General features: G+C 44.0%; 15 protein-coding genes and 5 tRNA genes. 14 read left to right on the top strand and 6 right to left on the bottom strand.

What is annotated here, in order from left to right; translation table 11 throughout:
- Positions 1-174 precede the first annotated feature (174 nt).
- Entirely contained in the window at positions 175-1,515 is a 1,341-nt protein-coding gene (argG, locus tag PYW33_RS10530) for an argininosuccinate synthase (RefSeq protein WP_004279561.1), read from the top strand.
- A gap of 75 nt (positions 1,516-1,590) precedes the next feature.
- On the opposite strand, the gene PYW33_RS10535 is transcribed toward argG, so the two are convergent.
- On the bottom strand, positions 1,591-2,862 hold the full coding sequence (locus PYW33_RS10535; protein WP_004646381.1) for a GGDEF domain-containing protein: 1,272 nt from the start codon (positions 2,860-2,862) through the stop codon (positions 1,591-1,593).
- Between the two features lie 152 nt (positions 2,863-3,014).
- On the opposite strand from PYW33_RS10535, the gene pyrC reads away from it, so the two are divergent.
- The 13 genes from pyrC (at position 3,015) to PYW33_RS10600 (ending at position 13,777) form a co-directional block, all read left to right on the top strand.
- Complete coding sequence (gene pyrC, locus PYW33_RS10540; RefSeq protein ID WP_004646380.1) at positions 3,015-4,049, top strand: dihydroorotase; 1,035 nt, start codon at positions 3,015-3,017, stop codon at positions 4,047-4,049.
- A complete protein-coding gene (rnt, locus tag PYW33_RS10545; protein WP_004279557.1) occupies positions 4,034-4,693 on the top strand; it encodes a ribonuclease T in 660 nt (219 codons plus the stop codon). The genes pyrC and rnt overlap by 16 nt, the downstream gene beginning before the upstream one ends.
- 20 nt (positions 4,694-4,713) lie before the next feature.
- Positions 4,714-4,789, top strand: a tRNA-Glu gene (locus PYW33_RS10550).
- 150 nt (positions 4,790-4,939) lie between these two features.
- On the top strand, positions 4,940-7,465 hold the full coding sequence (locus PYW33_RS10555; RefSeq protein WP_004646378.1) for a TonB-dependent receptor plug domain-containing protein: 2,526 nt from the start codon (positions 4,940-4,942) through the stop codon (positions 7,463-7,465).
- Positions 7,466-7,546: 81 nt separating this feature from the next.
- Positions 7,547-7,705: a hypothetical protein gene (locus tag PYW33_RS10560; RefSeq protein WP_004646377.1), complete on the top strand. Its 159-nt coding sequence runs from the start codon at positions 7,547-7,549 to the stop codon at positions 7,703-7,705.
- 177 nt (positions 7,706-7,882) lie between these two features.
- Positions 7,883-7,958, top strand: a tRNA-Glu gene (locus tag PYW33_RS10565).
- 114 nt (positions 7,959-8,072) lie between these two features.
- The gene (locus PYW33_RS10570) at positions 8,073-9,485 is read left to right on the top strand and encodes an amino acid permease (RefSeq protein WP_004646376.1); all 1,413 of its coding nucleotides are present in this window, start codon (positions 8,073-8,075) and stop codon (positions 9,483-9,485) included.
- A gap of 83 nt (positions 9,486-9,568) precedes the next feature.
- Positions 9,569-10,462 carry an alpha/beta fold hydrolase gene (locus tag PYW33_RS10575; protein ID WP_004646375.1) on the top strand — a complete coding sequence of 298 codons (894 nt, stop codon included), beginning with the start codon at positions 9,569-9,571 and terminating at the stop codon, positions 10,460-10,462.
- Between the two features lie 245 nt (positions 10,463-10,707).
- Positions 10,708-11,619: an alpha/beta fold hydrolase gene (locus tag PYW33_RS10580; RefSeq protein ID WP_004646374.1), complete on the top strand. Its 912-nt coding sequence runs from the start codon at positions 10,708-10,710 to the stop codon at positions 11,617-11,619.
- A gap of 131 nt (positions 11,620-11,750) precedes the next feature.
- A tRNA-Glu gene (locus tag PYW33_RS10585) sits at positions 11,751-11,826 on the top strand.
- Between the two features lie 24 nt (positions 11,827-11,850).
- A tRNA-Glu gene (locus PYW33_RS10590) sits at positions 11,851-11,926 on the top strand.
- A 46-nt stretch (positions 11,927-11,972) separates the two neighbouring features.
- Positions 11,973-12,048, top strand: a tRNA-Glu gene (locus tag PYW33_RS10595).
- A gap of 307 nt (positions 12,049-12,355) precedes the next feature.
- Positions 12,356-13,777: an iron-containing redox enzyme family protein gene (locus tag PYW33_RS10600; RefSeq protein WP_004646373.1), complete on the top strand. Its 1,422-nt coding sequence runs from the start codon at positions 12,356-12,358 to the stop codon at positions 13,775-13,777.
- A 66-nt stretch (positions 13,778-13,843) separates the two neighbouring features.
- Here the strand turns inward: PYW33_RS10600 and PYW33_RS10605 are convergent, their stop codons facing one another.
- The 5 genes from PYW33_RS10605 to PYW33_RS10625 form a co-directional block, all read right to left on the bottom strand.
- On the bottom strand, positions 13,844-15,088 hold the full coding sequence (locus tag PYW33_RS10605; RefSeq protein ID WP_004646372.1) for an NADH:flavin oxidoreductase/NADH oxidase family protein: 1,245 nt from the start codon (positions 15,086-15,088) through the stop codon (positions 13,844-13,846).
- 130 nt (positions 15,089-15,218) lie between these two features.
- Positions 15,219-16,229: an ABC transporter permease gene (locus PYW33_RS10610; RefSeq protein WP_004646371.1), complete on the bottom strand. Its 1,011-nt coding sequence runs from the start codon at positions 16,227-16,229 to the stop codon at positions 15,219-15,221.
- A complete protein-coding gene (locus tag PYW33_RS10615) occupies positions 16,229-17,275 on the bottom strand; it encodes an ABC transporter permease subunit (protein WP_004646369.1) in 1,047 nt (348 codons plus the stop codon). Before PYW33_RS10615 ends, PYW33_RS10610 begins: the two co-directional genes overlap by 1 nt.
- 24 nt (positions 17,276-17,299) lie before the next feature.
- Positions 17,300-19,141, bottom strand: a complete 1,842-nt coding sequence (locus PYW33_RS10620; protein ID WP_004646368.1) for an extracellular solute-binding protein — start codon at positions 19,139-19,141, stop codon at positions 17,300-17,302.
- Positions 19,142-19,151: 10 nt separating this feature from the next.
- On the bottom strand, positions 19,152-22,445 hold the full coding sequence (locus tag PYW33_RS10625; RefSeq protein WP_004646367.1) for a LysM peptidoglycan-binding domain-containing protein: 3,294 nt from the start codon (positions 22,443-22,445) through the stop codon (positions 19,152-19,154).
- Positions 22,446-22,502: the final 57 nt, after the last annotated feature.

A 22,502-nucleotide genomic window follows, 5' to 3' on the forward strand; every position in this document is an offset into this window, starting at 1 on the left:
ATTCTGGTTAAAATCGTGCGATTTATGATTATTTAAGCCTATTGAATAGAGATTTTAAAACGAGTTTTTCTTTTCTAAAGCAAACCTAAATAAATTAATGATACAATTGATGCAATATGTATTTTTTCAGGCCACCAATTCTGGCGTGCCTATTTCATATCATTAGGATGAACAATGTCTGATAATGCAACTATCTTGCAGAATGTCCCAGTAGGTAAAAAAGTTGGTATTGCCTTCTCTGGTGGTCTAGATACTTCTGCTGCTCTTTTGTGGATGAAACAAAAAGGCGCTGAACCTTATGCTTACACAGCAAACTTGGGTCAGCCAGACGAAGACGATTACGATGCGATTCCAAAAAAAGCTGAAGCTTATGGCGCAGTAAAAGCACGTTTAATCGACTGCCGTTTACAGCTTGCATTAGAAGGTATTGCTGCAATTCAATGTGGTGCGTTCCATATTTCTACAGGTGGTATGCCTTATTTCAACACGACACCATTGGGTCGTGCAGTAACTGGCACCATGCTTGTAACTGCCATGAAAGAAGATGACGTTAACATCTGGGGTGACGGTTCGACTTATAAAGGCAATGACATTGAACGTTTCTACCGTTATGGCTTGTTGACCAATCCTGCGCTTAAAATTTACAAGCCTTGGTTAGACCAAACCTTCATTGACGAGCTGGGCGGCCGTGCAGAAATGTCACAGTTCCTGATCGACAATGGTTTTGACTATAAAATGTCAAAAGAAAAAGCTTATTCAACTGACTCAAACATGCTGGGTGCGACGCACGAAGCCAAAGATCTTGAATACCTGAATGCAGGCATCAAAATCGTTGAGCCAATCATGGGCGTTGCGTTCTGGAAAGATGACGTAGAAGTGAAAGCTGAAGAAGTATCGATTACTTTTGAAGAAGGCTTCCCGGTTGCGATTAACGGTCAACGCATTGAAGATCCAGTTGAATTTATTCTTGAAGCGAACCGCATCGGTGGCCGTCACGGTCTAGGTATGTCGGATCAAATCGAAAACCGTATCATCGAAGCGAAATCTCGCGGTATCTATGAAGCTCCGGGTATGGCGCTGCTTCACATTGCTTATGAGCGTCTGGTAACGGGTATTCATAACGAAGATACGATTGAACAATACCGCATTAACGGTTTACGTTTAGGTCGTTTGCTGTACCAAGGTCGCTGGTTCGATTCTCAAGCGCTTATGCTACGTGAAACTGCACAGCGTTGGGTCGCTAAAGCAGTTACTGGCACAGTAACAATCGAACTTCGTCGTGGTAATGATTACACGATTATGAACACTGAATCTCCAAACCTCACTTATGAAGCTGAGCGTTTAACTATGGAGAAAGGTGATTCTATGTTCTCGCCGATGGATCGTATCGGTCAGTTGACTATGCGTAACCTGGATATCACGGATACACGTGCGAAACTGGGCATCTATACAGAAACTGGTTTACTGGCAGTCGGTTCTGCATCTGCAGTGCCACAACTGAAAGACAAAAACTAAGTTTTGTCTTAAGCAAAAAACCGCGCCCTGAGCGCGGTTTTTTATTGATGATTGTTTTATTCATTTTAATAATCTCTAGCCATTTGCAATATCTGAATTGACTGATCGAATAGACTGATAATAAATCTGGTTGCGTCCAAGCTGTTTGGCACGATATAGCGCCTGATCCGCGATTCCCAACAATGCATCCTTATCAATATCTTCCTCACCACGATAGACGGTAATGCCTAAACTGATGGTGATATGTTTCGCAACCGAGGATTTTTCATGCGGGATTTCCAGACGGTCAATCGCCTTAAAAATATTTGAAGCCACTGCATAAGCACCATGTGCATCCGTTTCTGGCAAGAGCACTACAAACTCCTCCCCGCCATAACGTGCGACAAAGTCCATATGACGGATCGCATTCTTGATGGTTTTGGCAATCGTCGAAATGACATCATCACCTTTCTGATGTCCATAAAAATCGTTGTAATTTTTAAAGAAATCTACATCGATAAACAGAATCGCCAAAGCCGTTTCTTCACGGCGTGCACGTTCGAAATGGACCTCCAGTGTCTCATCAAAGGTGCGTCGATTGGAAATCTTGGTCAGTTCATCATACTGACTCAAATGTAATAATTCGTTGGTATGAATACGCTGGATCTGCTCACTGATTCTGGCGCGAATACTATAGAGAAAAATCACACGCTCACGGGCAAAAATCATATGGCTAATCACATAACCCAGCAAGCAACTTCCAATTAAAATCCGTCCAAAAACCATAGGATTAAATTCAACTGAAAGGCTAAACAATACAAGAATAGTAGTTGCCGCAGCGAGTAATCCGGTGACCAGCATCTGAATCGGTTTAATACCGGTCAGAATATAACCCAGGATATACACGATCGTGACTATCGCCATGGATTGATGCTGCAAGGCTTCAGTTTTAATCGACATGGTGATACATGAAACTGACACCTGTACCCAGAACACCAACAGCATCGAAGCCTGAGGAAAAAAGCGCTTGATCTTGGGTAAACAGGAGAACATATAAAAAATGATTAATGACACGCCGCCATTGAGCAGGCCCAACATACACAGGACAAAATCATGCACGAAATATTCTTTGCTGATGCTCCAGTAATCTGTAGGAATCATTACCACTAAAAAAAGGAAATAGGCCAATACCCCAGCCCACACATATTTTTCGACATGTTTGCGGGCGCGTTCCAGATTTTTGGTCCAGAATTCTTGTTCCAGATTTTGAGGGAAGACCGGGCCTACACGCTGGCTTTGCCGTGTAATCAGTTGTTCTATGTCTTCTTTATCATCTTGCAATTTCGCTAGATTGTACTTGTATTCCATTGCCAAGTATTTATGTAATTTTTTTATTAATTTTAAAATAACATACTTTTTAAAATTAATTTATACATATCCCTTATTTTGTAGCGCTTTCTCGTTACCATTTTTACTATAGATGGATTATCATTTGTTTTATTTGTTCGACTGAATTTGCCTTGAATACGATTACGATTCTCCAGCCAGATGATTGGCACGTTCACCTGCGTGATGGTTTAGCACTTCAACGTACCGTTCCCGATTTAGCCAAGCAGTTTTCTCGCGCCATTTGCATGCCAAATCTGGTGCCACCCGTTAAAACTGTCGAAGAAGCCAATGTCTACCGTGAACGTATCATGGCACATGTGCCTGAAGGGGTAAATTTCGACCCGCGTATGGTGCTGTATTTCACTGACAACACCCCGGCAAGCGAAGTTAAAAAGATCAAAGAATCTGCGCATGTCAATGCCATCAAGCTCTATCCTGCGGGTGCGACCACCAACTCCGATAGTGGTGTGAGCGATATGAGCAAAGTCTACGGCGTAATTGAACAGCTTGAAGAACACCAAGTGCCTTTATTGCTACATGGTGAAGTGACGCATAATCATGTCGATATTTTTGACCGTGAAAAGCGTTTCCTGGATGAAGTGCTGGCTCCCTTACTCAGACAATTTCCCAAGCTGAAACTGGTGCTCGAACACATCACCACCAGCGAAGCAGCAAACTTTGTACTTGAGCAAGACCGTAATGTCGCTGCAACCATTACGCCGCAACATTTATTGTTTAACCGCAATGACATGCTGGTTGGTGGGATCAAGCCGCATTTCTACTGCTTGCCGATTTTAAAACGTCAAACGCATCAGCAAACTTTGCTGGAAGTCGCAACCAGCGGTAATCCTAAATTTTTCCTGGGAACAGATAGCGCGCCGCATTCAAAAAATGCAAAAGAAAATGCGTGTGGCTGTGCAGGATGTTATAGTGCGCCGACTGCCATTGAGCTGTATGCTCAGGCATTTGATCAGGTGGGTAAAATTGAACGCCTGGAAGGTTTTGCCAGCCATTTTGGTGCAGACTTCTATGGCCTGCCACGTAATACCAATACCATTACCCTGGTTAAAGAAGATCAAGTAATCCCTGAAAGTTTAGACTATCTGGATGGTGAACAGATTATCCCACTGTATGCTGGTAAAACCATTCAATGGAGAAAAGTGTGACAAATGAAACGCTCCCAATCATTGGTCAACGTTTTCGTGGATTCTTACCTGTAGTTGTCGATGTCGAGACTGCAGGTTTTAATGCGCAGACTGATGCATTGCTGGAAATTGCGGCCATTCCGATTGTTTATAATGAGGAGGGTCAATTTGTGCCGGGTCAAGCTTACCATGCACATATCAATCCTTTCGAAGGGGCAAATCTCGACCGACGTTCGCTGGAGTTTATTGGGATCGATCCTTCGAATCCGATGCGAATCGCAATGGCCGAAGATGAAAAAACTGCGCTTAAGCGTATTTTTAAATCTGTGAATGAAGTGCGTCGCCAGCAAAACTGTACCCATGCAGTTTTAGTTGGACACAATGCACATTTCGATTTGGGTTTTCTTCAGGCCGCGATTGCGCGTACCGGAACCAAAAACCAGAACCCATTTCATAGTTTTTCTGTCTTCGATACAGTGACTTTAAGTGCGGTGATGTTTGGTCAGACCGTACTGGCAAAATCCTGTATTCAGGCTGGGATTGAGTTTGATGGCAAAGAAGCCCATTCTGCATTATATGATACGCAGAAGACCGCTGAACTGTTTTGCTATATTTTAAACAAACTCGCACCTCACCTGCTTGACACTCTGGTGGCGGATCAATAAGATACCGCCATCTTCTAAACGTCCCTATCGTCTAGAGGCCTAGGACATCGCCCTTTCACGGCGGTAACCGGGGTTCGAATCCCCGTAGGGACGCCATCTATTTTTTCTCTTCTTTATATTTCTTTGATCAGCATCTTAAGCTGCTCAAGTCCTACACTTTTATCAATTAATTAATGAAAATAATTCTTACCTACTCTAAGTTAATGATAATCACTTCCATTATCTTTCGCAGATTTAACCCTTCTCATGCGTTTTGCTTATTCCCCACTTTCTATTGCGGTTCTAACAGCTTTATCAACATCTAGTTTTGCAGAAGAATCAAATTATCAAGAATCCATCCTCAAGGAAGCTACGGTTAAGTTCAGCACGATTATTATCGAAGCTCAGCAAGCAAATGAAGTGGGAAAAACAGTTTATTCAAAAGAAGATTTAGAAAGTACGCCAAATAGCTCAAAGAACATTACCGATTTTTTAAAAGTGAATCCGAATGTGCAGTTTAGTCAGTCACAACTTGCAGCAGGTTCTCAAGGTGAAATTAAACCTGCCGAAATCTCAATTAATGGTGCACAAACCTTCCAAAACAATTTCATTGTGAATGGTGTTTCCAACAACCTACTTATTAATCCAGCAAATTCAAACACAAATACGTTTCAAGATATTGGGACTGGCGCACAAGCTATGGCAGTGAACACTGACCTACTTTGTGAGCTTGAAGTATTAGATAGCAATGTGTCTGCCGCTTATGGTCAATTCACAGGTGGTGTTATAAATGCTAAAATATGCGCACCGCAAACAGAGATAGGTAAAATTCACGGTTCTATCACTTACGATTACACTGAAAGTGATTGGGCTCGCTACAACTCAATTTCACCTTTAGAAGAAAGTAAATTTGAAGAACCTACAGATGACTACCAAAAGGAATATACCAAACAAGGTCTAAGCACCAATATTTATGGGAAGCTCTCGAATGATTGGGGCTTTAATGCTTATGCTTCTCAAAGAGAGTCCATTATTCCAGTCAAAAGTGGCTTTGAAACACCTAAAACAATTGATCAAGAACGACATATCTCAAATCTTGGTGCAACATTATTTTATACACCAAACGCCTCAACCAAAGCGAAGTTTGGTTTGGATTATGGATTGCTGGACAGTTTGAGCTATGTGGACAGCAATCGTGATTCGGGAAGTACCACTGAAACCGAAACACTTACATTATTCTCTGAACTCGAACACCAATTCAATCTAGGTACTCTCGTACATAAACTTAATTTCCAAAACTCGGCGACACAACGCATTGCAGATAATAACTACAGTATGCATTGGTACTACGCCGAAGGAAGTAAAGATTGGAATAATACCGATGTTGTTCGAGAAGGCGCCATCATGGGAGAAATCAAACAACTCCAAGACGTTCTCTCTTACGACCTACAAGCCAATATAGACCCATTTAAAGTTGGTCAATCCCAACACAACATGACTCTAGGTGCGGGTTATAGCCATGCTCATGTTGAGTGGAAACGAGCCGAGGATGTTTTACTCGCGACAAAGATCAACTTAAAAGAACTTGGCAAAGATACTACCTGCCTTCAAAGTGACCCATATTGTGATGATAAACTAACGATAAATGGTTGGAATGGACAATATATCGCTGGTGGCACTCTGTACAAAGCTGGTGCTATCCAAGCTCAGCAAGATCGCCTAAATATATTTATTGAAGATAATATTCAGTGGAATGATCAATTTTCAACACGCTTTGGTGTTCGCGCTGATTATGACTCTTTAAGTAGTAATATCAATATTGCTCCTCGTAGCCGTCTCTCTTACAAACCCTTTAGTAATGATCAATTGCATTTATCCGCGGGATGGAATCGCTACTATGGTCAGCAAACTTTAGGTACAGAGCTGAATGAAATTCAAAATGATTTGCTCTACAAACTGTCACGTGAAAAACCACATGCGCCTTGGGTAGCAACACAAACTGCACTATCCAGCGGTGCGCGTAGTTCAGCGCTCAATACCCCTTTCAGTGACGAGACTGCTTTAGGCCTGAATACACAAATCCAGAATTGGGATCTAGGGCTAAAATGGGTCAATCGCAAATATCAGGATGAAATATCAAAAACTAAAGCTACTCCTTTCGATGGATCAAAATTCTTCTACGAATATAACAATGATGGAAGTGGCAAAGCTGACATCTACACCTTAACACTTAAAAATCGTCAACCGATCGCTCTGGGGGATAGCCAACATTTATTTGCCTTGGGATTTGACTACAGTGAAGTCTTCCGCAGTTATATAGATTACACTTCAGCCTATGATCAAGCCATTCAAGATGAATGGGTCTCTTATGATGGTCAAATTATCCGTTGGTCAGACCGCCCTCCCCCAAACTTTAACCAACCATGGACCGCACGAGTAAATTGGGACATTACATTCGATACACTGCCTGTACGTATTTCAAACTTCTTTAGCTATAAAGACAGTTACGATGATATGGTTGCAGTCTCCGATAAAAATGACAAAGTCGAATATGAAGGTGAACTGCTTGATACCTATTTAGCCTCTGAAATTAAACCCAAATTTACATGGGATATGCGCACCACCTATGACTGGGAAATTTCAAAAGATTTAAGGGCAATTTTTGGTTTAACCATTAACAACGTAACCAACCGCGTGAATACCTATACAACAGGCTCGACCTCAAATGATAGACCACGTGTGATGACTGAAATCGGCCGCCAATTTATTGCAGATGTTACTTTTAAATTCTAGAGCCTGAATAGGTACATGCTGCTGCTCTTTTAGATTTGCTTAGGCTATAATTAATGCGATTTCATATTTTGCCTTTGTATCATGTTAAAAAAGATCTTACTGGTTTTACTGATTTTAGCCCCATCCGCGCTATATCTCTATATCGTCAACCGTGATGATGACAACACTGCGGAGACTGAGACAGTATCAACCCCAGCTGAAAACTCTCAGCCTGAGCAATATCAAACTCCAGATCACTAAGTTTTAGTGATCTTTTCAAATATTTATTTTTTATAGTCCTGAAATCTGTTCAGAAAATAACATCTTAATAAAATAAAGTTTTTGTTTTGCCTAATGTTTAAACTGTTAAATGAATTTTAGCAAAAACCCTTTTGACAAACCCCGGCTTAATCCTTAATATACGCATCACCTCGCAACGTCCCTATCGTCTAGAGGCCTAGGACATCGCCCTTTCACGGCGGTAACCGGGGTTCGAATCCCCGTAGGGACGCCATCTATTGATCTCATACGATCAGACCTTATTCGAAATTACTATTATTCGATTGCAGATTTGTAGTTTTTCACTACAATAGCTCGCTTCATTCCTTTGAAGTATTTCTTATTTCCTATGCACTCATCTCCGAATGATGCTACGCATCAGGGCAATTCTGCGCCTTTAAAACGCGCTATGAGTACTCGACATCTGGTCATGATTTCGCTTGGTGGCGCAATCGGAACAGGCCTATTCTTAGGGTCGGGTGAAGTCATTGCACAAACGGGGCCTGTAGGTGCCATTCTCGCTTATCTCCTGGGCGGTATTATCGCGTACATGGTGATGCTATGTTTGGGCGAACTTGCCGTTCATATGCCAGAATCTGGTTCATTTGGTGCTTATGCCAAACGCTATATTGGGCCAGGCACAGGCTATACCATCACCTGGTTATACTGGCTGACGTGGTCGGTCACTCTCGGAACTGAATTTACTGCAGCGGCCTTGCTGATGCAGGAATGGTTCCCGGACATTTCTATGTGGTTATGGACCATTATCTTTGGTGTATTCGTATTTAGTCTAAATATGATTTCTACTCGCTGGTTTGCCGAATCCGAATTCTGGCTGGCACTGGTGAAAGTGGTCACGGTTGTTGCTTTTATTCTTTTAGGTCTATTGGCCATCTTTGGTGTTCTGGGCTATCAAGGCTATGAAGCTGCACCTTTATTTACCAATCTGACTGCACAAGGCTGGTTCCCTGAAGGTCTATTCCCGATTTTTGCTACGATGCTGATCGTGAACTTTGCCTTCTCTGGTACCGAGCTGATTGGTGTGGCTGCCGGTGAAACTGAAGATCCTGCGAAAAATGTCCCTAAAGCGATTAATACGGCAATTTTCCGCTTATTAATTTTCTTTGTAGGTACCATTATCGTGGTAACAGCCTTACTTCCGCATCAGGAAGCGGGCTTAGCCGCTGAAGGCGTGAGTAGCAGCCCATTCGTAACCGTATTCCAGCACATTGGTATCCCATATGCTGAAGACATCATCCGCTTTGTCATTATCACTGCATTGTTGTCTGCTGCCAACTCAGGTCTATTTGCTGCTTCACGTATGATGTGGTCATTGTCATACAGCAAACAGTTACCTGCCGTATTCTCAAGACTGAATGCTCGCGGTGTACCGTATATTGCAGTCATGGTGACCATGCTGGGTGCATTGCCAGGTTTATTGTCTGAACAGTTTGCGCCAGAAACGATCTTTACCAACTTGCTGGGCGTTGCGGCGTTTACCATGGTGGTGGTCTGGATGAGTATTTGCTTAAGCCAGTTCAACTTCCGTCGTCAGTGGTATAAACAAGGTCATACGGCTAAAGAGCTGGGCTTCGCTGCACCATTGTTCCCGATTGTGCCAATCCTGGGCTTTGTGTTCTGTTTTATTACCTGTGTCAGTATGGTCTTTGATCCATCAATGCGCATCAGCTTCGTAGGATGTCTGCTGTTTATTGCAGCGTGTTATGCAAGTTATTATGCCTTTTATCACAACAAGTCTTAAGCATCAGTTTTAAAAGAGCGGCTCCGGCCGCTCTTTTTTTTATCTATACTATAACCATAGTGGGCAGCCTTAAGGGTGCGTCGATGAAAATTGTGTTTATTCACGGCATGAACAAGCAACAGTATACGGCTACTTCATTACGTCAACATTGGCTGCATCTCCTCAAAACAGGCCTCCGGAAAAACCCTCAACAGCAAGCCCGTTTTACTTATTTAAAACGGCATATCCGTATCCCTTTTTATGGCGATTTACTTTCTCGGCATCATTTTCATAACGTATTGAATGCCAGCACCCTGATGCCGCAACAATGGCCGCATTTCCCTTTTTTACATCCCGCACAGCTGCAACCGGCACCGCCACCAGATCAGTGTACCTATCAAATTTGTGACGTCCCGCAGTTAAATCTTGATGATATCCTGAATTTCAATCGGAAACTGAAGTTCATCACAGCATTAAGCAAAGATATTGCCTTGCGGGATTTTGCGGTAATCATCAATTATTTTCCCAGCTTACACGCCAGCTTTTTGCATAAATTTTTGCTAGAAGCTTATCTTTATTTGGCCAACCCACATTTTATGCAGGAAGTTCACCGCCGCATTCATGATCAACTCTATAGCAGTAGGCCACAGATTCTGGTGGCACACTCACTCGGGAGCGTGATTGCCTATAATTATTTGATTCAGCATCCGGAGCTGAATATCAAGCGTTTTATTACCCTCGGATCACCGTTGGCATTTCGGGTCATCCAGGCTCATCTGCCGCAACCAATTGTACGACCTACTGCAATTTCAGGTGACTGGATAAATTTCTATTGTAGTGATGACTTTCTGACTACCTTTCGGTTATCAGAACCACCCTTTCAGTTTCAGCCGGCGATTATCAATCAGGAGATTCATACTTCCATCTATCATCCGCATGATATTGATGGTTATATTCAGCATCCAGACGTCATTAAAGCGCTCCTGGAATTACTCTAAGACTCACGCCAAACTCTAAATTCAACTTTTACCGTTCCATTCATATTCTTCTTCTATTCAGTATAATCTTTCATCCGAACCTACCAATTCACTGCTTTTTCTGCCTTTTTTATAAATATACAAATGTCTGTTAATGATTGTTTTATCGAAGATAATTTAAACATTAACGCCACAAAAAGTGCAGCTTGGCTTGCCGCAATTTTCTCTATACTGTGAATATATAGATCGACCTCCGTGAGGTATCGATGAAAGTTATTTTTATTCATGGAATGAACCAGCAACATCATAGTGCTGCATCGATCCGCCAGCGCTGGCTGCATATACTTCAAAAAGGCATTCGCAAACACCGTCATGATGCCAGATTCAGTTATTTACGACGTCACATTCACATTCCATTTTATGGAGACTTACTTTCACACTATAACGTTCGCAACATCCTGAATGCTGGAACCTTGATGCCCCAGCAATGGCCCAGCTTTCGTTTCCGTCAACCTGTCCATCCTCAGCTTCCTGCACCCGTTCCACGTCCTGGCTGGCGCAAGCCCGTGATTTCCGATCTTCCCCAGCTTCATTTGAATGGCCCGATGGATTTTAAACAGAAATTCAAATTTATTACCACGCTAAGCAAAAATGTTGCACTGCGCGACTTTGTATTGTTGCTGAATTATTTTCCCAGTCTGCATCGGAGCCTGCTTCAAAAATTTCTGATTGAAACCTATCTGTATCTCGACAATCCTGCTTTCATGAAGGAAGTTCATGAGCGAATTGCCCGGCAATTGAATGGTCGCAAACCTTGTATTGTGATTGCTCATTCTCTGGGCAGTGTGATTGCCTATAATTATCTTATTCAGCATCCTGAACTGAACGTACAGCGTTTTATTACTTTAGGATCGCCATTAGCCTTTCAGGTGATCCAGTCACATTTACCGCAACCCATTGTACGACCTGCAGCAATTACAGGCGACTGGATAAATTTTTATTCAACTGATGATTTTCTTACCGCCTTTCCTCTTACACAACCGCCATTTCAGTTTCAACCCGCAATTATTAACCACGGCATTCGTACCCATATTCACCGCCCGCATGATATTACCGGCTATTTACTCCATCCGCAGGTAGTAGAAGCAATTCTGGAATTGCTTAAAAATCCAGCTTAAACCATGTAATTTTCCAGTATTTTCTCTAGATTGTTTTAAATTTATGCACTCAACCCAGAAAATCATTTTTTTTATGGAAATGCGTTTGACACCCCCCTGTTTTCACCCTATTATACGCCCACCTCTGAAACGTCCCTATCGTCTAGAGGCCTAGGACATCGCCCTTTCACGGCGGTAACCGGGGTTCGAATCCCCGTAGGGACGCCAATTTTCAGAAGTACATTTTATTAAGTCCCTATCGTCTAGAGGCCTAGGACATCGCCCTTTCACGGCGGTAACCGGGGTTCGAATCCCCGTAGGGACGCCATTACTTCAAGCTAAAAGTAGCGGTTTTAAAATTTATCTTCTGTACTGTCCCTATCGTCTAGAGGCCTAGGACATCGCCCTTTCACGGCGGTAACCGGGGTTCGAATCCCCGTAGGGACGCCATATTCGAGATGGCAACATCTCAACAAAAAGCCCGAGCATTGCGACTCGGGCTTTTTTTATCTTGCAAATTTTATTTCTGAAAACTTTAAACCTTGTTTTTATCATTCGTTCAAATCTAGCTCTCTTTCTGGGGGCTGCCATCCCATTCTTAATTTTACAATTTGTATTGTTTTAACATTTCTATGCATAGAAATATCCGTTCATTTTCATTTAAAGCAATACACCAATAAATTAGAACAAAAATTCAACACCCTGCTTTTAGAGGGCACGTTAAGGTAAATCAAGAGAAATCTGCAAGGATCAGATTATGTTCGTCAGCACAGAGCTAAGTTTACCTTTATCGCCAAATAAAAATCATAATTATCAAATTAAAAGCTTTAAGGATTGGGTCGACTTTTTTCAAGATACTGAAATTTCGACATATACCAAAACTGAAAAAGCTGAATCTTATTTGAGCGATCTGATTAAAAATTTAAATATTGATACTCTCGGATGGTTAGATCAGCCCGCACAGGTTGAACAGCATCTTTTAGAACAACATCATCAAATCTGTGCCACTTTCCAGGCCTATGTCAATCGCCGTAAACAGCAGCAGCCTCGGGAATATTTTCCAACGGTTTCTCATGCTTTCGAATTCCTGGCCAAAGTTGCACCGGTCAAACTGGTCGATGGTTCCTGGTTATATTCGACCGTGCCAAACTGTAATCAGCCCGAGCTAAAAGATTTGATTTACATCTATCTCGAAGAGCTTGGTTTAGGGCATCCGCGTGCCAATCATGTCACCATGTATCAGGACCTGTTGAGTCATTATGAGCTGAACAGTTACACCGAGCATTTGGATGACAGTTACTACGAACAGGCTGCCGTACAGCTAGCACTAGCTTATGCCCCAGCCAAATATTTACCTTTGGTCATTGGCTTTAATCTCGGCTATGAACAGTTACCGCTACATCTGTTAATCACCAATTATGAACTGGCTGAACTGGGTATCGATCCGCATTATTTCAATGTGCACATTACTATTGATAATGTTCACAATGGTCATGCACAGAAATCCCTGCAAGCGTTTATCCAGCATTTTAATCAAGCTGAAGATCCACAAATTTATCTTGAACTGATTAAAAAAGGCTATGTTCTGAATGACATCGGCAAAAGTTCCTCCCAGATCATTAAGGAACTGGATATTGGGCAGATGGCTTTAAAAGTTTTCCAGAATAAAGCGCTGATTGGTCAATATATTCATAATCAGAAATGCCAGTTTAGTGGCAAGACCATCAATGACTGGTTATCCAATCCTGCCCAGATTGCCGAGTTTTTGCAGGTCATGATTGACAAAGGCTGGATCGTAAAAGATGCACCAGTGGAGCAAAGCCGTTTCTGGAAAATGATAGATCATCCGGAAGGTAAAATGTTTGGGGTTTTTAATGCAACCGAAAAACAGATTATTAAAGACTGGATTCAGGGTGCAAGCTTAGCAACTCGCCTGTCCTCTCGTAGTGCAGCGCCATCACAAGCAAAAATTGAACCTGCAATGAGCCGCATGGACCAGCAGCGCTTGAATCAGTTAAAAAGCCGCTTTATGCGCTGTGAAGGTGCTGAACAGAAAATTGATCTACTGATTCCTTATACTGCACCGCATATGCATCACACCGAAATAGGCTTATGGGCGACTCGTCAGTTAAGCCAGTTATTATTTCCTTTTCAGACCCAGGCGATGCATTATTCCTAAAGCACTCCTAAGTGCCAGAAATTAAAAAAACCGGACATTTGCAGTGTCCGGTTTTTTTGATAAAAATTAAGCCGATTTTCGTGAGTTTAATTGTCCCTTGATTACCGCTTTGACATTGCCTTTCAGATACTGCAAAAAGACTTTTAGTGGTGACAGTTTCGGATTAGGCTGCTTGCCTTTAGCAATTTCCTTAAACTGCGCGGCATACCAGATGATTTCCATAATCGCCATCTTGTCGACCATTGGAATACCGGTTTTAATTTTCTCAACCGCATAACGTACATCCTGCCCTGCAACCAGACGATTACCCAAGTCAGGTTCTACTGCAAAGGGACGTGCGATTCCAACAAAATCACAGGCACCACTGTCAAGCGCAGCATTCATGCCTTCAACTGTTCGGAATCCACCAGTGACCATGATATAGCACTTCACTTCCTGACGGATTTTTTCGGCAAAATCGAGGAAATAGGCTTCACGGGCAATGGTCGAGGCCTTGCGCTTGTCTGCTTTCACGCCGGCCATCGCAGGTGCTTCATAGCTACCACCTGACACTTCAATGATATCAATGCCTGCCGCGTCCATCGCTTTAAAGACATAGATGACATCTTCTTCGCTAATACCGCCGCGCTGGAAATCAGCTGAATTCAGCTTAACCGAAATAATAAAATTTTCCGAAGTCGCAGCACGAACAGCCTGATAGGTTTGCAGCAAGAAACGGGTACGATTCTCAATACTACCACCCCATTGATCCTGACGCTTATTGGTCAGCGGTGACAGAAACTGGCTAATCAGATAACCATGTGCCCCATGCAACTGCACCCCCTCAAATCCTGCTTTTTCACAGATAGCAGCCGAAGTGGCAAAGCGCTGGATAATATCCAGGATTTCATCTTCACGCAGTTCCCGCGGGGTTCCAAAGCTCATTGCCAAAGCCGGACTAAATGGGACTGCGGACGGTGCAACCGTTTCTTGATTCAGGCCCTTAGGACACTGGCGGCCCGGATGCGACAACTGGACCAATTGTACCATGCCATGCTGTTTGCCTACGTCGGCCCAGACTTTGAGCTGCGCCAGATCGCGTTCTGTTTCTACCACTACGACGCCCGGTTCATTCTTAGCACGATAATCCACCATGACATTACCCGTAATAGCACAACCCAAACCACCTTCGGCCCATGCTTCATACAACTTGAAATGCGCCTGATTGGGTTGGCCGGCATCATTGGCCAGTGCTTCACTCATGGCACCTTTAATGATGCGGTTTTTAAAAGTGATATTGCGAATTTGAATGGAATCGGCCAATTGAGTCATGATCTGTCCTGATACGTTACTTTTATTTTGTACTCGTTTATAACGTAAGCCAGAACAATTGACAATCAGTCTTGTCAAATTTACACAATTTTTATCTGCTTATTTTTTCATGGTTAAAGATTTTTGTGATTTAGTTTCTTGGATCAAAAGCATCCCGTACCGCTTCTCCCATATAGATTAGCAAACTCAGTACAATTGCCAAACTAAAGAATCCCGATAATGCCAGCCACGGTGCATTTAAGTTGTTTTTGGCCTGAAGCAAGAGTTCCCCTAGGGATGCCGACTCGGGTGGCAAACCATACCCTAAAAAATCCAGCGCTGTCAGTGCAGTAATATTGGCGGTTAGCATAAAAGGTAACTGTGACAGGCTAGAACCTATCACATTGGGGAGAATATGTTTGAACATGATCCGTCCATCCCCGGCCCCAATACTTCTTGCTGCCCAGACGTATTCCAGATTTCTGGCGCGCAAAAACTCAGCGCGCACCATACTCACCAGTGTGGTCCAGCCAAATAACAGCATGATCAGAAATAGCCAGTAAATACTCGGGGTAAACAGACTGACCAGTACCATCACCATAAACAGCATCGGCAAACCGCTCCAGACTTCGAGTATGCGTTGCCCGATCAGGTCAATCCATCCACCATAATAACCCTGAATTGCCCCTGCTAAAATTCCCAGCACCGCAGACAATAAAGTCAGAGCAAAACCAAACAGTAATGAAATCCTTAAACCATATAGAATCCGTGCCAGAACATCACGGCCCTGATCATCTGTTCCCAGCCAGTTTTGCGCACTCGGGGGCGATGGCACCGGTTCAGCCAGTTCAAAATTTGGCGTTTGATAGGAAAACGGAATGATGGGCCAGATCGCCCAGCCTTTTTCTGCAATCAGTTGCTGTACGGCAGGATCTTTATATTCTGCTTCTGTCTCAAATACCCCACCAAAAGTGGTTTCCGGATAGGATTTCAGGATGGGCAGATAAAAAGCATGATCATATTTCACCAGCAAGGGTTTATCGTTAGCAATCAGTTCTGCACCCAAGGAAATGATGAAAATAGCACTGAAAATAATGAAGCAGCTAAAGCCCAGCTTATGCTGCTTAAAACGTTGCCAGCGTATTTGCATCAAGGAAGACATTATTGTGATCCTCGACGTGAACTGAAATGAATTCTTGGATCAATCAGTTGATAGAGCAAATCGCTGAGTAAACGCAGTATCAGACCGAGCAAGGTGAAAATAAACAAAGTACCAAAAATCACCGGATAGTCACGCTGGATAATTGCCTCAAACCCTAAAACACCTAACCCATCCAGATTAAAAATAATCTCGATAAACAGGTTGCCCACGAAAAACACCCCGATCAGAACTTCGGGCAAACCTGCGATGAGCACTAAAATGGCATTCCGGAATACATGCCGATATAGCACTGCATATTCAGTTAAACCTTTTGCCCGTGCAGCCAGGACATATTGCTTGCTCAGCTCTTCTACAAAGGAAAATTTGACCAGATAGGTCAAACTGGCAAATCCGCCAAGCACCATGGCCAACAGCGGCAAGGCCATATGCCAGAAATAATCCTGAATTTTCGCAAAGAATGAGAGTTCAGCAAAATTTTCAGAGCGAATTCCCTGCAAGGGAAACCAGTGCAGATAAGACCCGCCAGCAAAAAAGACGATGAGTAAAATGGCAAAAATAAAGGCTGGAATGGCATAGCCCACGGCCAAAACTAGAGAGGTGGTCTGATCAAACAGACTGCCATGTTTGCGGGCTTTACTGATCCCTAAAGGAATGGAGACCAGATAAATCAGCAAAGTACTCCACAGGCCTAAAGAAAGCGATACCGGAAATTTTTCCCAGATGAGTTCAGTCACAGGCTTGTCTTTGAAAAAACTCTGCCCCAGATCAAACTGCGCATAACGCGTTACCATTTCCCAAAAGCGGATATGCAGCGGCTGGTCAAAGCCGTATTGGGTATTGATCTGCTCAAGCATCTCCGGTGTGAGGCCTTGCTTTCCCTGATACTGCAATCCGGTATGCGTCAAACCATTGACCTGGTGCGCCTGATAAATCACCTGCTCCACCGGACCACCGGGTGCCAGCTGGATCACCATGAAATTGATCAGCAAAATGATCAGCAAGGTTGGAATCATCAGCAACAGACGTTTGAGAATATAAGTGCTCATGGCACTCCTTGATAGGCTTGGAGCTTAATGCTGTTTGAAATAATCAGCCACATGTCTGGCCTTTGCCGCATCGACCCACCAGTAATCAATCCCGGCGGAGAGTTTAGGTTTTCGTTGCGGCTGCTGATACATATTCCAGTAAGCATACCAGTATTCGCCCGTACCATAAGTCAGAATATGATAATAGCCTGCACGCAGTAAACGGTCTAATGCTCGGGTACTATTCACCAGCTGTTCACGGTTTTGAGCCTGTGTCACCTGCTGAATGACGGCATCAATGGCCGGATTTCGAATGCCGGCATAATTATAATTACCTGGCTGCGTGGCGGCCTGACTGCCCCAGAACTGTTTCTGCTCCTGCCCCGGTGTCAGGGATTGCGGCATGGTATCGACAATCATATCAAACTGATAATTCCGCAGCCGTTCATAATATTGCGCGGTTTCTACCATACGAATGCTGGCCTGAATGCCCAAGCGTTTTAAATGACGTAGATATGGCATCAGATCACGTTGCTGTTCCGCCTGATGTAACAGGAACTCAATCTGTACCGGTTGACCCGCAGCATTGACCAACTTCCCCTGTTGATAACGATAGCCTGCCTTTAATAGCAATTGACGGGCCTTTAACAGATTGTTCCGGTTAAAACCGGAGGCATCTGACTGAGGATATTTCCAGTCCTCAAGTACCGCCTGACGTTGAACCGGATCAAGCTGCTTTAAATGGGGTTTTAAAATGTGCAGTTCTTGAATGCCTGGCCGTCCATGAGATGCAAGCTCGCTATTGGAAAAAAAGCTGTTCAGGCGCTGATATTCACCATAGAACATGGCTTTATTCAGCCATTCAAAGTCATAGGCAAAACTCAAGGCTTGGCGGAAACGGATATCGGCAAAAGGCTGACGGCGGGTATTGAATATCAGACTCTGGGTCGGAATCGGGTTGTGATGCTGAAAGCGGTAACGCTGCACCTGTCCTTGCCGAACGGCGGGAAACTGGTAGTCTTTCACCCAGCGGTTGACCTGTTTTTCCTCATGCAAGGTAAATTGGCCCGACTTGAAAGCTTCAAACTTGATTTCAGGACTACGATAATAACGATACTTGATCCGGTCAAAATTATAACGCCCGCGATTGACCATCAAGTCTTTGCCCCAGTATCGGGGATTGCGTTTGTAGCTAATACTACGTCCAGCATCTATGTGTTCAATGACATAAGGCCCTGAACCCAGCATCGGTTTCAGCGTCAATTCTTTAAAATTACGTTTTTGCCATTCCTGTTTAGAATAAATGGGCATCTGCGCGACAATCATCGCCATTTCCGGATTATGTCCGGATTTAAAATGCATTTTGACCTGTAAAGGTGACAGGACTTCCAGCCGGTTTAAATCAGCCAAATACATCTGCAGGCCAAAATTGGACTGGGTCTGAAACAGTTCAAAACTGTATTTGACATCTTGTGCAGTTACCGGCTGGCCATTACTAAACCGTGCTTTCGGATTTAAATGAAAAATAATAAAGGCAGTTTTCTTGGGGTCAAAACTGACTTTTTCCGCCAGCAAAGGATAGTACACACCGGGCTCATCCAGTGACTTGGACAGCAAACTGTCAAAAATATAGTTGCCCCCCTCAGTGACATTGCCCTTGCCATTCATGCTGTTCAAATTATCGAAACTGCCATCAGCTGCCAGAATCAGCGTACCGCCTTTCGGTGCTTGCGGATTGGCATAAGGCAGGGATTTGGCCTGGGCATATTTCGGCTGGCTATGTAGTGCAATATATGGGGTGGTGATCAGGGCTGCCCAACTGCTACTTACGAGCAGCGGGGCTAGCCAGATCAATCTGAAAGTTTTAAATAAATGCGCGAATCTCATGATCCATTCATTAATTCGGCACTTTAATCACATCACCAATACGCAATTGTGTATTTGGTTTGAGATCATTCATTTCCGCCAGTTCATTGCTGTTCAGACCATAACGTGAAGCCAGACCGATTAAGGTATCACCGCGTTTGACTTTATAATCCGTCACCAGTTTTGGAATCTGGATCGTTTGACTGACACGCAATCCTGCGCGTGGACTCAGATTATTTAACTGAGCCAGGTCGGTCACGCTTATGCCTAAACGGCTGGCAATTACATTCAGGGATTCACCGGATTTTACCGTATAGGATTCAGTTGCCTTAGAAGCTACAGGCTTAGCTGCCACTTTCACGCCTTCAACTTTTTTATCTGCCGGAAAGTCACCCTCAATTTTTAAACGCTGACCAATACGCACTGTGCTATTGGTATTCAGGCCGTTCAAATCTGCCAGATATTGCAGTTGTAAATGATACTGACGCGCAATAGAGCTCAAGGTTTCGCCTGATTTCACCACATGCGAATCCGATTTTGTATTTTTTGCCGCAGTTTCCACAACCACTTCAGATACCGGCTCTGTCACGTCACCACTCAGTTTCAGGCGTTGTCCCACACGCAAACCGGCATTACGTGACATGCCATTCAGGCTCGCCACCTGGTCCATTGACAGATTGTATCTTGCGGCAATGCCAGTCAACGTATCACCCGATTGAACCGTATAGGTTTCAGGGATCTGACTGCCGGCTGGAATCTTGATGGTCTGACCTATACGTAAACCACTATTGGCAGACAACCCATTCAATGCAGCCAGTTCAGAAACACTCAGCTTGCTTTGACTGGCAATGCTATACAGGGTTTCACCGCGTTTGACCTGATAGTTTTCAGTCGCAGTCTGATCGACTTTGACATTTTCAAACTTCTGCTCAGTTTTCTGGCTAGATGCCGTTAGCCCTTCAACTTCCTGAAGTGGTACATTGATTTTCTGTCCCACCATCAGACTGCTACCGGCAGTCAGACCTGAAGTCAAGGATGCCAGTTCAGCATTTGAAAGCCCATAACGATCGGCAATCAGTTTCAGATACTCACCACGTTTCACTGTATAGGATTTGGTCTGAACCTTGACAGTTTCAGCTTTTTTCGTGTCTTCAACTTTGGCTTTGGACTGCCCTGTATCTTTCAATGACAGCTTTTGCCCAACAAACAGACCGCTATTACTATTCAGTCCATTAAAATCAGCCAGTTGTTTCACGCTAAAACCAAACTGGGTCGCTACGCTAGTCAAAGAGTCATTGGCCTGAACGACATAAGTTTCCGGCTTTTCTTTGGCTTTGCTGGCTTCCTGTACAGGTTTGGCATCATACAGATAAATGGTGGTGCCCACATACAGTGGAGAATTTGGATCAATCTGGTTCCATTTCGCCACATCACGCCAGTTCACCCCATTTTTAGCCGCAATCATTGCCAGATTATCACCTGGTAACACCTTATAGGTACTGCGTTTTCCTTTTGGAGCAACCACTACCACTTCAGAATCCGTCTTGACGTAATTTTTGCCCTGATTTAGCTTGGCTTCAACCGAGTTCGCAGTGGTATTGTCAGCAACTTCTTTCGGATAAGAAAAGCCTTTGGTGAGCTCTTTGCCTTGCTGCTCAGCAACAGACAGGCTGGTTTGAATGGCAGTCAGCTTGATTTTACCGTCATAAGGATCAACAATTTCTGTGCCAGCCGGCGCCAATGCTTTCAGCTCTTCAACCACTTGGGCCTGTTCTGCCGGTGTTGCAACAGGCTGCAGAATTTCATCTACAGTTTTCTGAATATCCTGTGCGATGACCGCCTGCTGAACTTGCTGACGCTCAGCTGCCGAAATCGGTGGTTCGACCTGAATCTGTTTCGCTGGCGCTGCAGGTGTTACAGCTACCGGAATACGCGGCGCACTTGGAATTGGCAAATCACTTTGTGCCGCAAAACTGGCCAAGGCAGATGAGCCTTTAGGCGTCGAAATCTTTTTCGTAGTCTGGGTCACAGTATTTGCCGTTGTCGCGGTACTTACCGCTGCTGTGACGACAGGTGGCGTACTTGCAGCTTTAGCCGGAGTCGTTGTTTTAGCAACGGTCGTTGCAGGCTGATTACTAACAACCGCTGGCGGAGTCTGTTTAGAAGGTGTAATCGTTTTGGTATTTAATTCTGGCGGTGCAGCTCTGGTGGGCACCACTGTCGTCGTATTTCGCGGCAAGCTGTTCGTGTTACTCGCCCATAAACCACCTGAACCGGATAATTTTTTCAGCTTCTCATCCACTGAAGGACTTAAGTCAGCAGGAATCAGAATACGGCGCGGACTTGCAGGATCAATATGATCACCACGATGACCCGGGTTTAATTGATACAGTTCTGCACGGCTCAAACCGGTAATCGCTGCAATTTCATTTAAACTGGCAACACCGACCGGTACTTCACGAAAATGCGGACGGTTGGCAATCGGTGGCAAACTCACCCCATAACTGCCCGGATTTTTAATAATTTGTGCAACCGCCAGGAAACGTGGCACGTAACTCATGGTTTCTTGTGGTAGTTTCAATGACCAATAATCGGTAGGCAGACCTGCAGCTTTGTTACGGTTAATCGCCTGCTGAATACGGCCTGGGCCGGCATTATAAGAAGCGAGCGCCAATTCCCAAGAACCAAACTGGTTATACAGACTGCCTAAAAATTCATAGGCTGCACGGGTCGATTCCACTACATCACGACGACCATCGTATAAAGAAGTCTGCTTTAGACCATAAATGCGGCCGGTACTTGGAATAAACTGCCATAAACCTGCTGCCGCCGCACTACTGGTCGCTGCCGGGTCATAAGAACTTTCAATAATCGGTAACAGTGCCAACTCGGTCGGCATGCCACGGCGTTCTGCTTCTTTTACTGTGTAATATAAATAACGTGATGCACGCGCACTTAAGCGATCCAGATAAGGCTGACGTGAAATAAACCAGCCACGCTGCGCATCAATCCGCGGATTCCAGACACTTAAGTCCATCTTGAAACCCACGGTCATGCGTTTCCAGACATCACCATGTTTCAGAATCTGTAAACGGTCGCCTTCGACTGCACGCATATCCGTTGCAGAGAGTAAATCTTCGAGTCCATCCAGACTGCTGGCATCCAGATATTGTGATCCAACCTGCTTGCTTGATGCTGTTTGGGTCGCACTTTGTGTAGATGAACAGCCCGTCAGTCCTAGGGAAGCAAGTGCAGTTCCCAGTACAGAATATTTTAAAAATGTAGGTAATGTCGGCTGCCACAAAATTGCGGTTGGTTTATACATAAAAAAATCCAAACAACTCGTATATAAATTTATTTTTTAGATATGCCATTGTAGTGA

This window comes from Acinetobacter lwoffii, from assembly GCF_029024105.1.
In the GTDB taxonomy this organism is placed as follows: domain Bacteria; phylum Pseudomonadota; class Gammaproteobacteria; order Pseudomonadales; family Moraxellaceae; genus Acinetobacter; species Acinetobacter lwoffii.

Coding starts and splice junctions, on each gene's coding strand:
- PYW33_RS10600 (WP_004646373.1), top strand. CDS start 12,356: ATGTTCGTCAGCACAGAGCTAAGTTTACCTTTATCGCCAAATAAAAAT.
- PYW33_RS10535 (WP_004646381.1), bottom strand. CDS start 2,862: ATGGAATACAAGTACAATCTAGCGAAATTGCAAGATGATAAAGAAGAC.
- argG (WP_004279561.1), top strand. CDS start 175: ATGTCTGATAATGCAACTATCTTGCAGAATGTCCCAGTAGGTAAAAAA.
- PYW33_RS10560 (WP_004646377.1), top strand. CDS start 7,547: ATGTTAAAAAAGATCTTACTGGTTTTACTGATTTTAGCCCCATCCGCG.
- PYW33_RS10575 (WP_004646375.1), top strand. CDS start 9,569: ATGAAAATTGTGTTTATTCACGGCATGAACAAGCAACAGTATACGGCT.
- PYW33_RS10580 (WP_004646374.1), top strand. CDS start 10,708: ATGAAAGTTATTTTTATTCATGGAATGAACCAGCAACATCATAGTGCT.
- rnt (WP_004279557.1), top strand. CDS start 4,034: ATGGAGAAAAGTGTGACAAATGAAACGCTCCCAATCATTGGTCAACGT.
- PYW33_RS10625 (WP_004646367.1), bottom strand. CDS start 22,445: ATGTATAAACCAACCGCAATTTTGTGGCAGCCGACATTACCTACATTT.
- PYW33_RS10605 (WP_004646372.1), bottom strand. CDS start 15,088: ATGACTCAATTGGCCGATTCCATTCAAATTCGCAATATCACTTTTAAA.
- PYW33_RS10610 (WP_004646371.1), bottom strand. CDS start 16,229: ATGTCTTCCTTGATGCAAATACGCTGGCAACGTTTTAAGCAGCATAAG.
- PYW33_RS10615 (WP_004646369.1), bottom strand. CDS start 17,275: ATGAGCACTTATATTCTCAAACGTCTGTTGCTGATGATTCCAACCTTG.
- PYW33_RS10570 (WP_004646376.1), top strand. CDS start 8,073: ATGCACTCATCTCCGAATGATGCTACGCATCAGGGCAATTCTGCGCCT.
- PYW33_RS10620 (WP_004646368.1), bottom strand. CDS start 19,141: ATGAGATTCGCGCATTTATTTAAAACTTTCAGATTGATCTGGCTAGCC.
- PYW33_RS10555 (WP_004646378.1), top strand. CDS start 4,940: ATGCGTTTTGCTTATTCCCCACTTTCTATTGCGGTTCTAACAGCTTTA.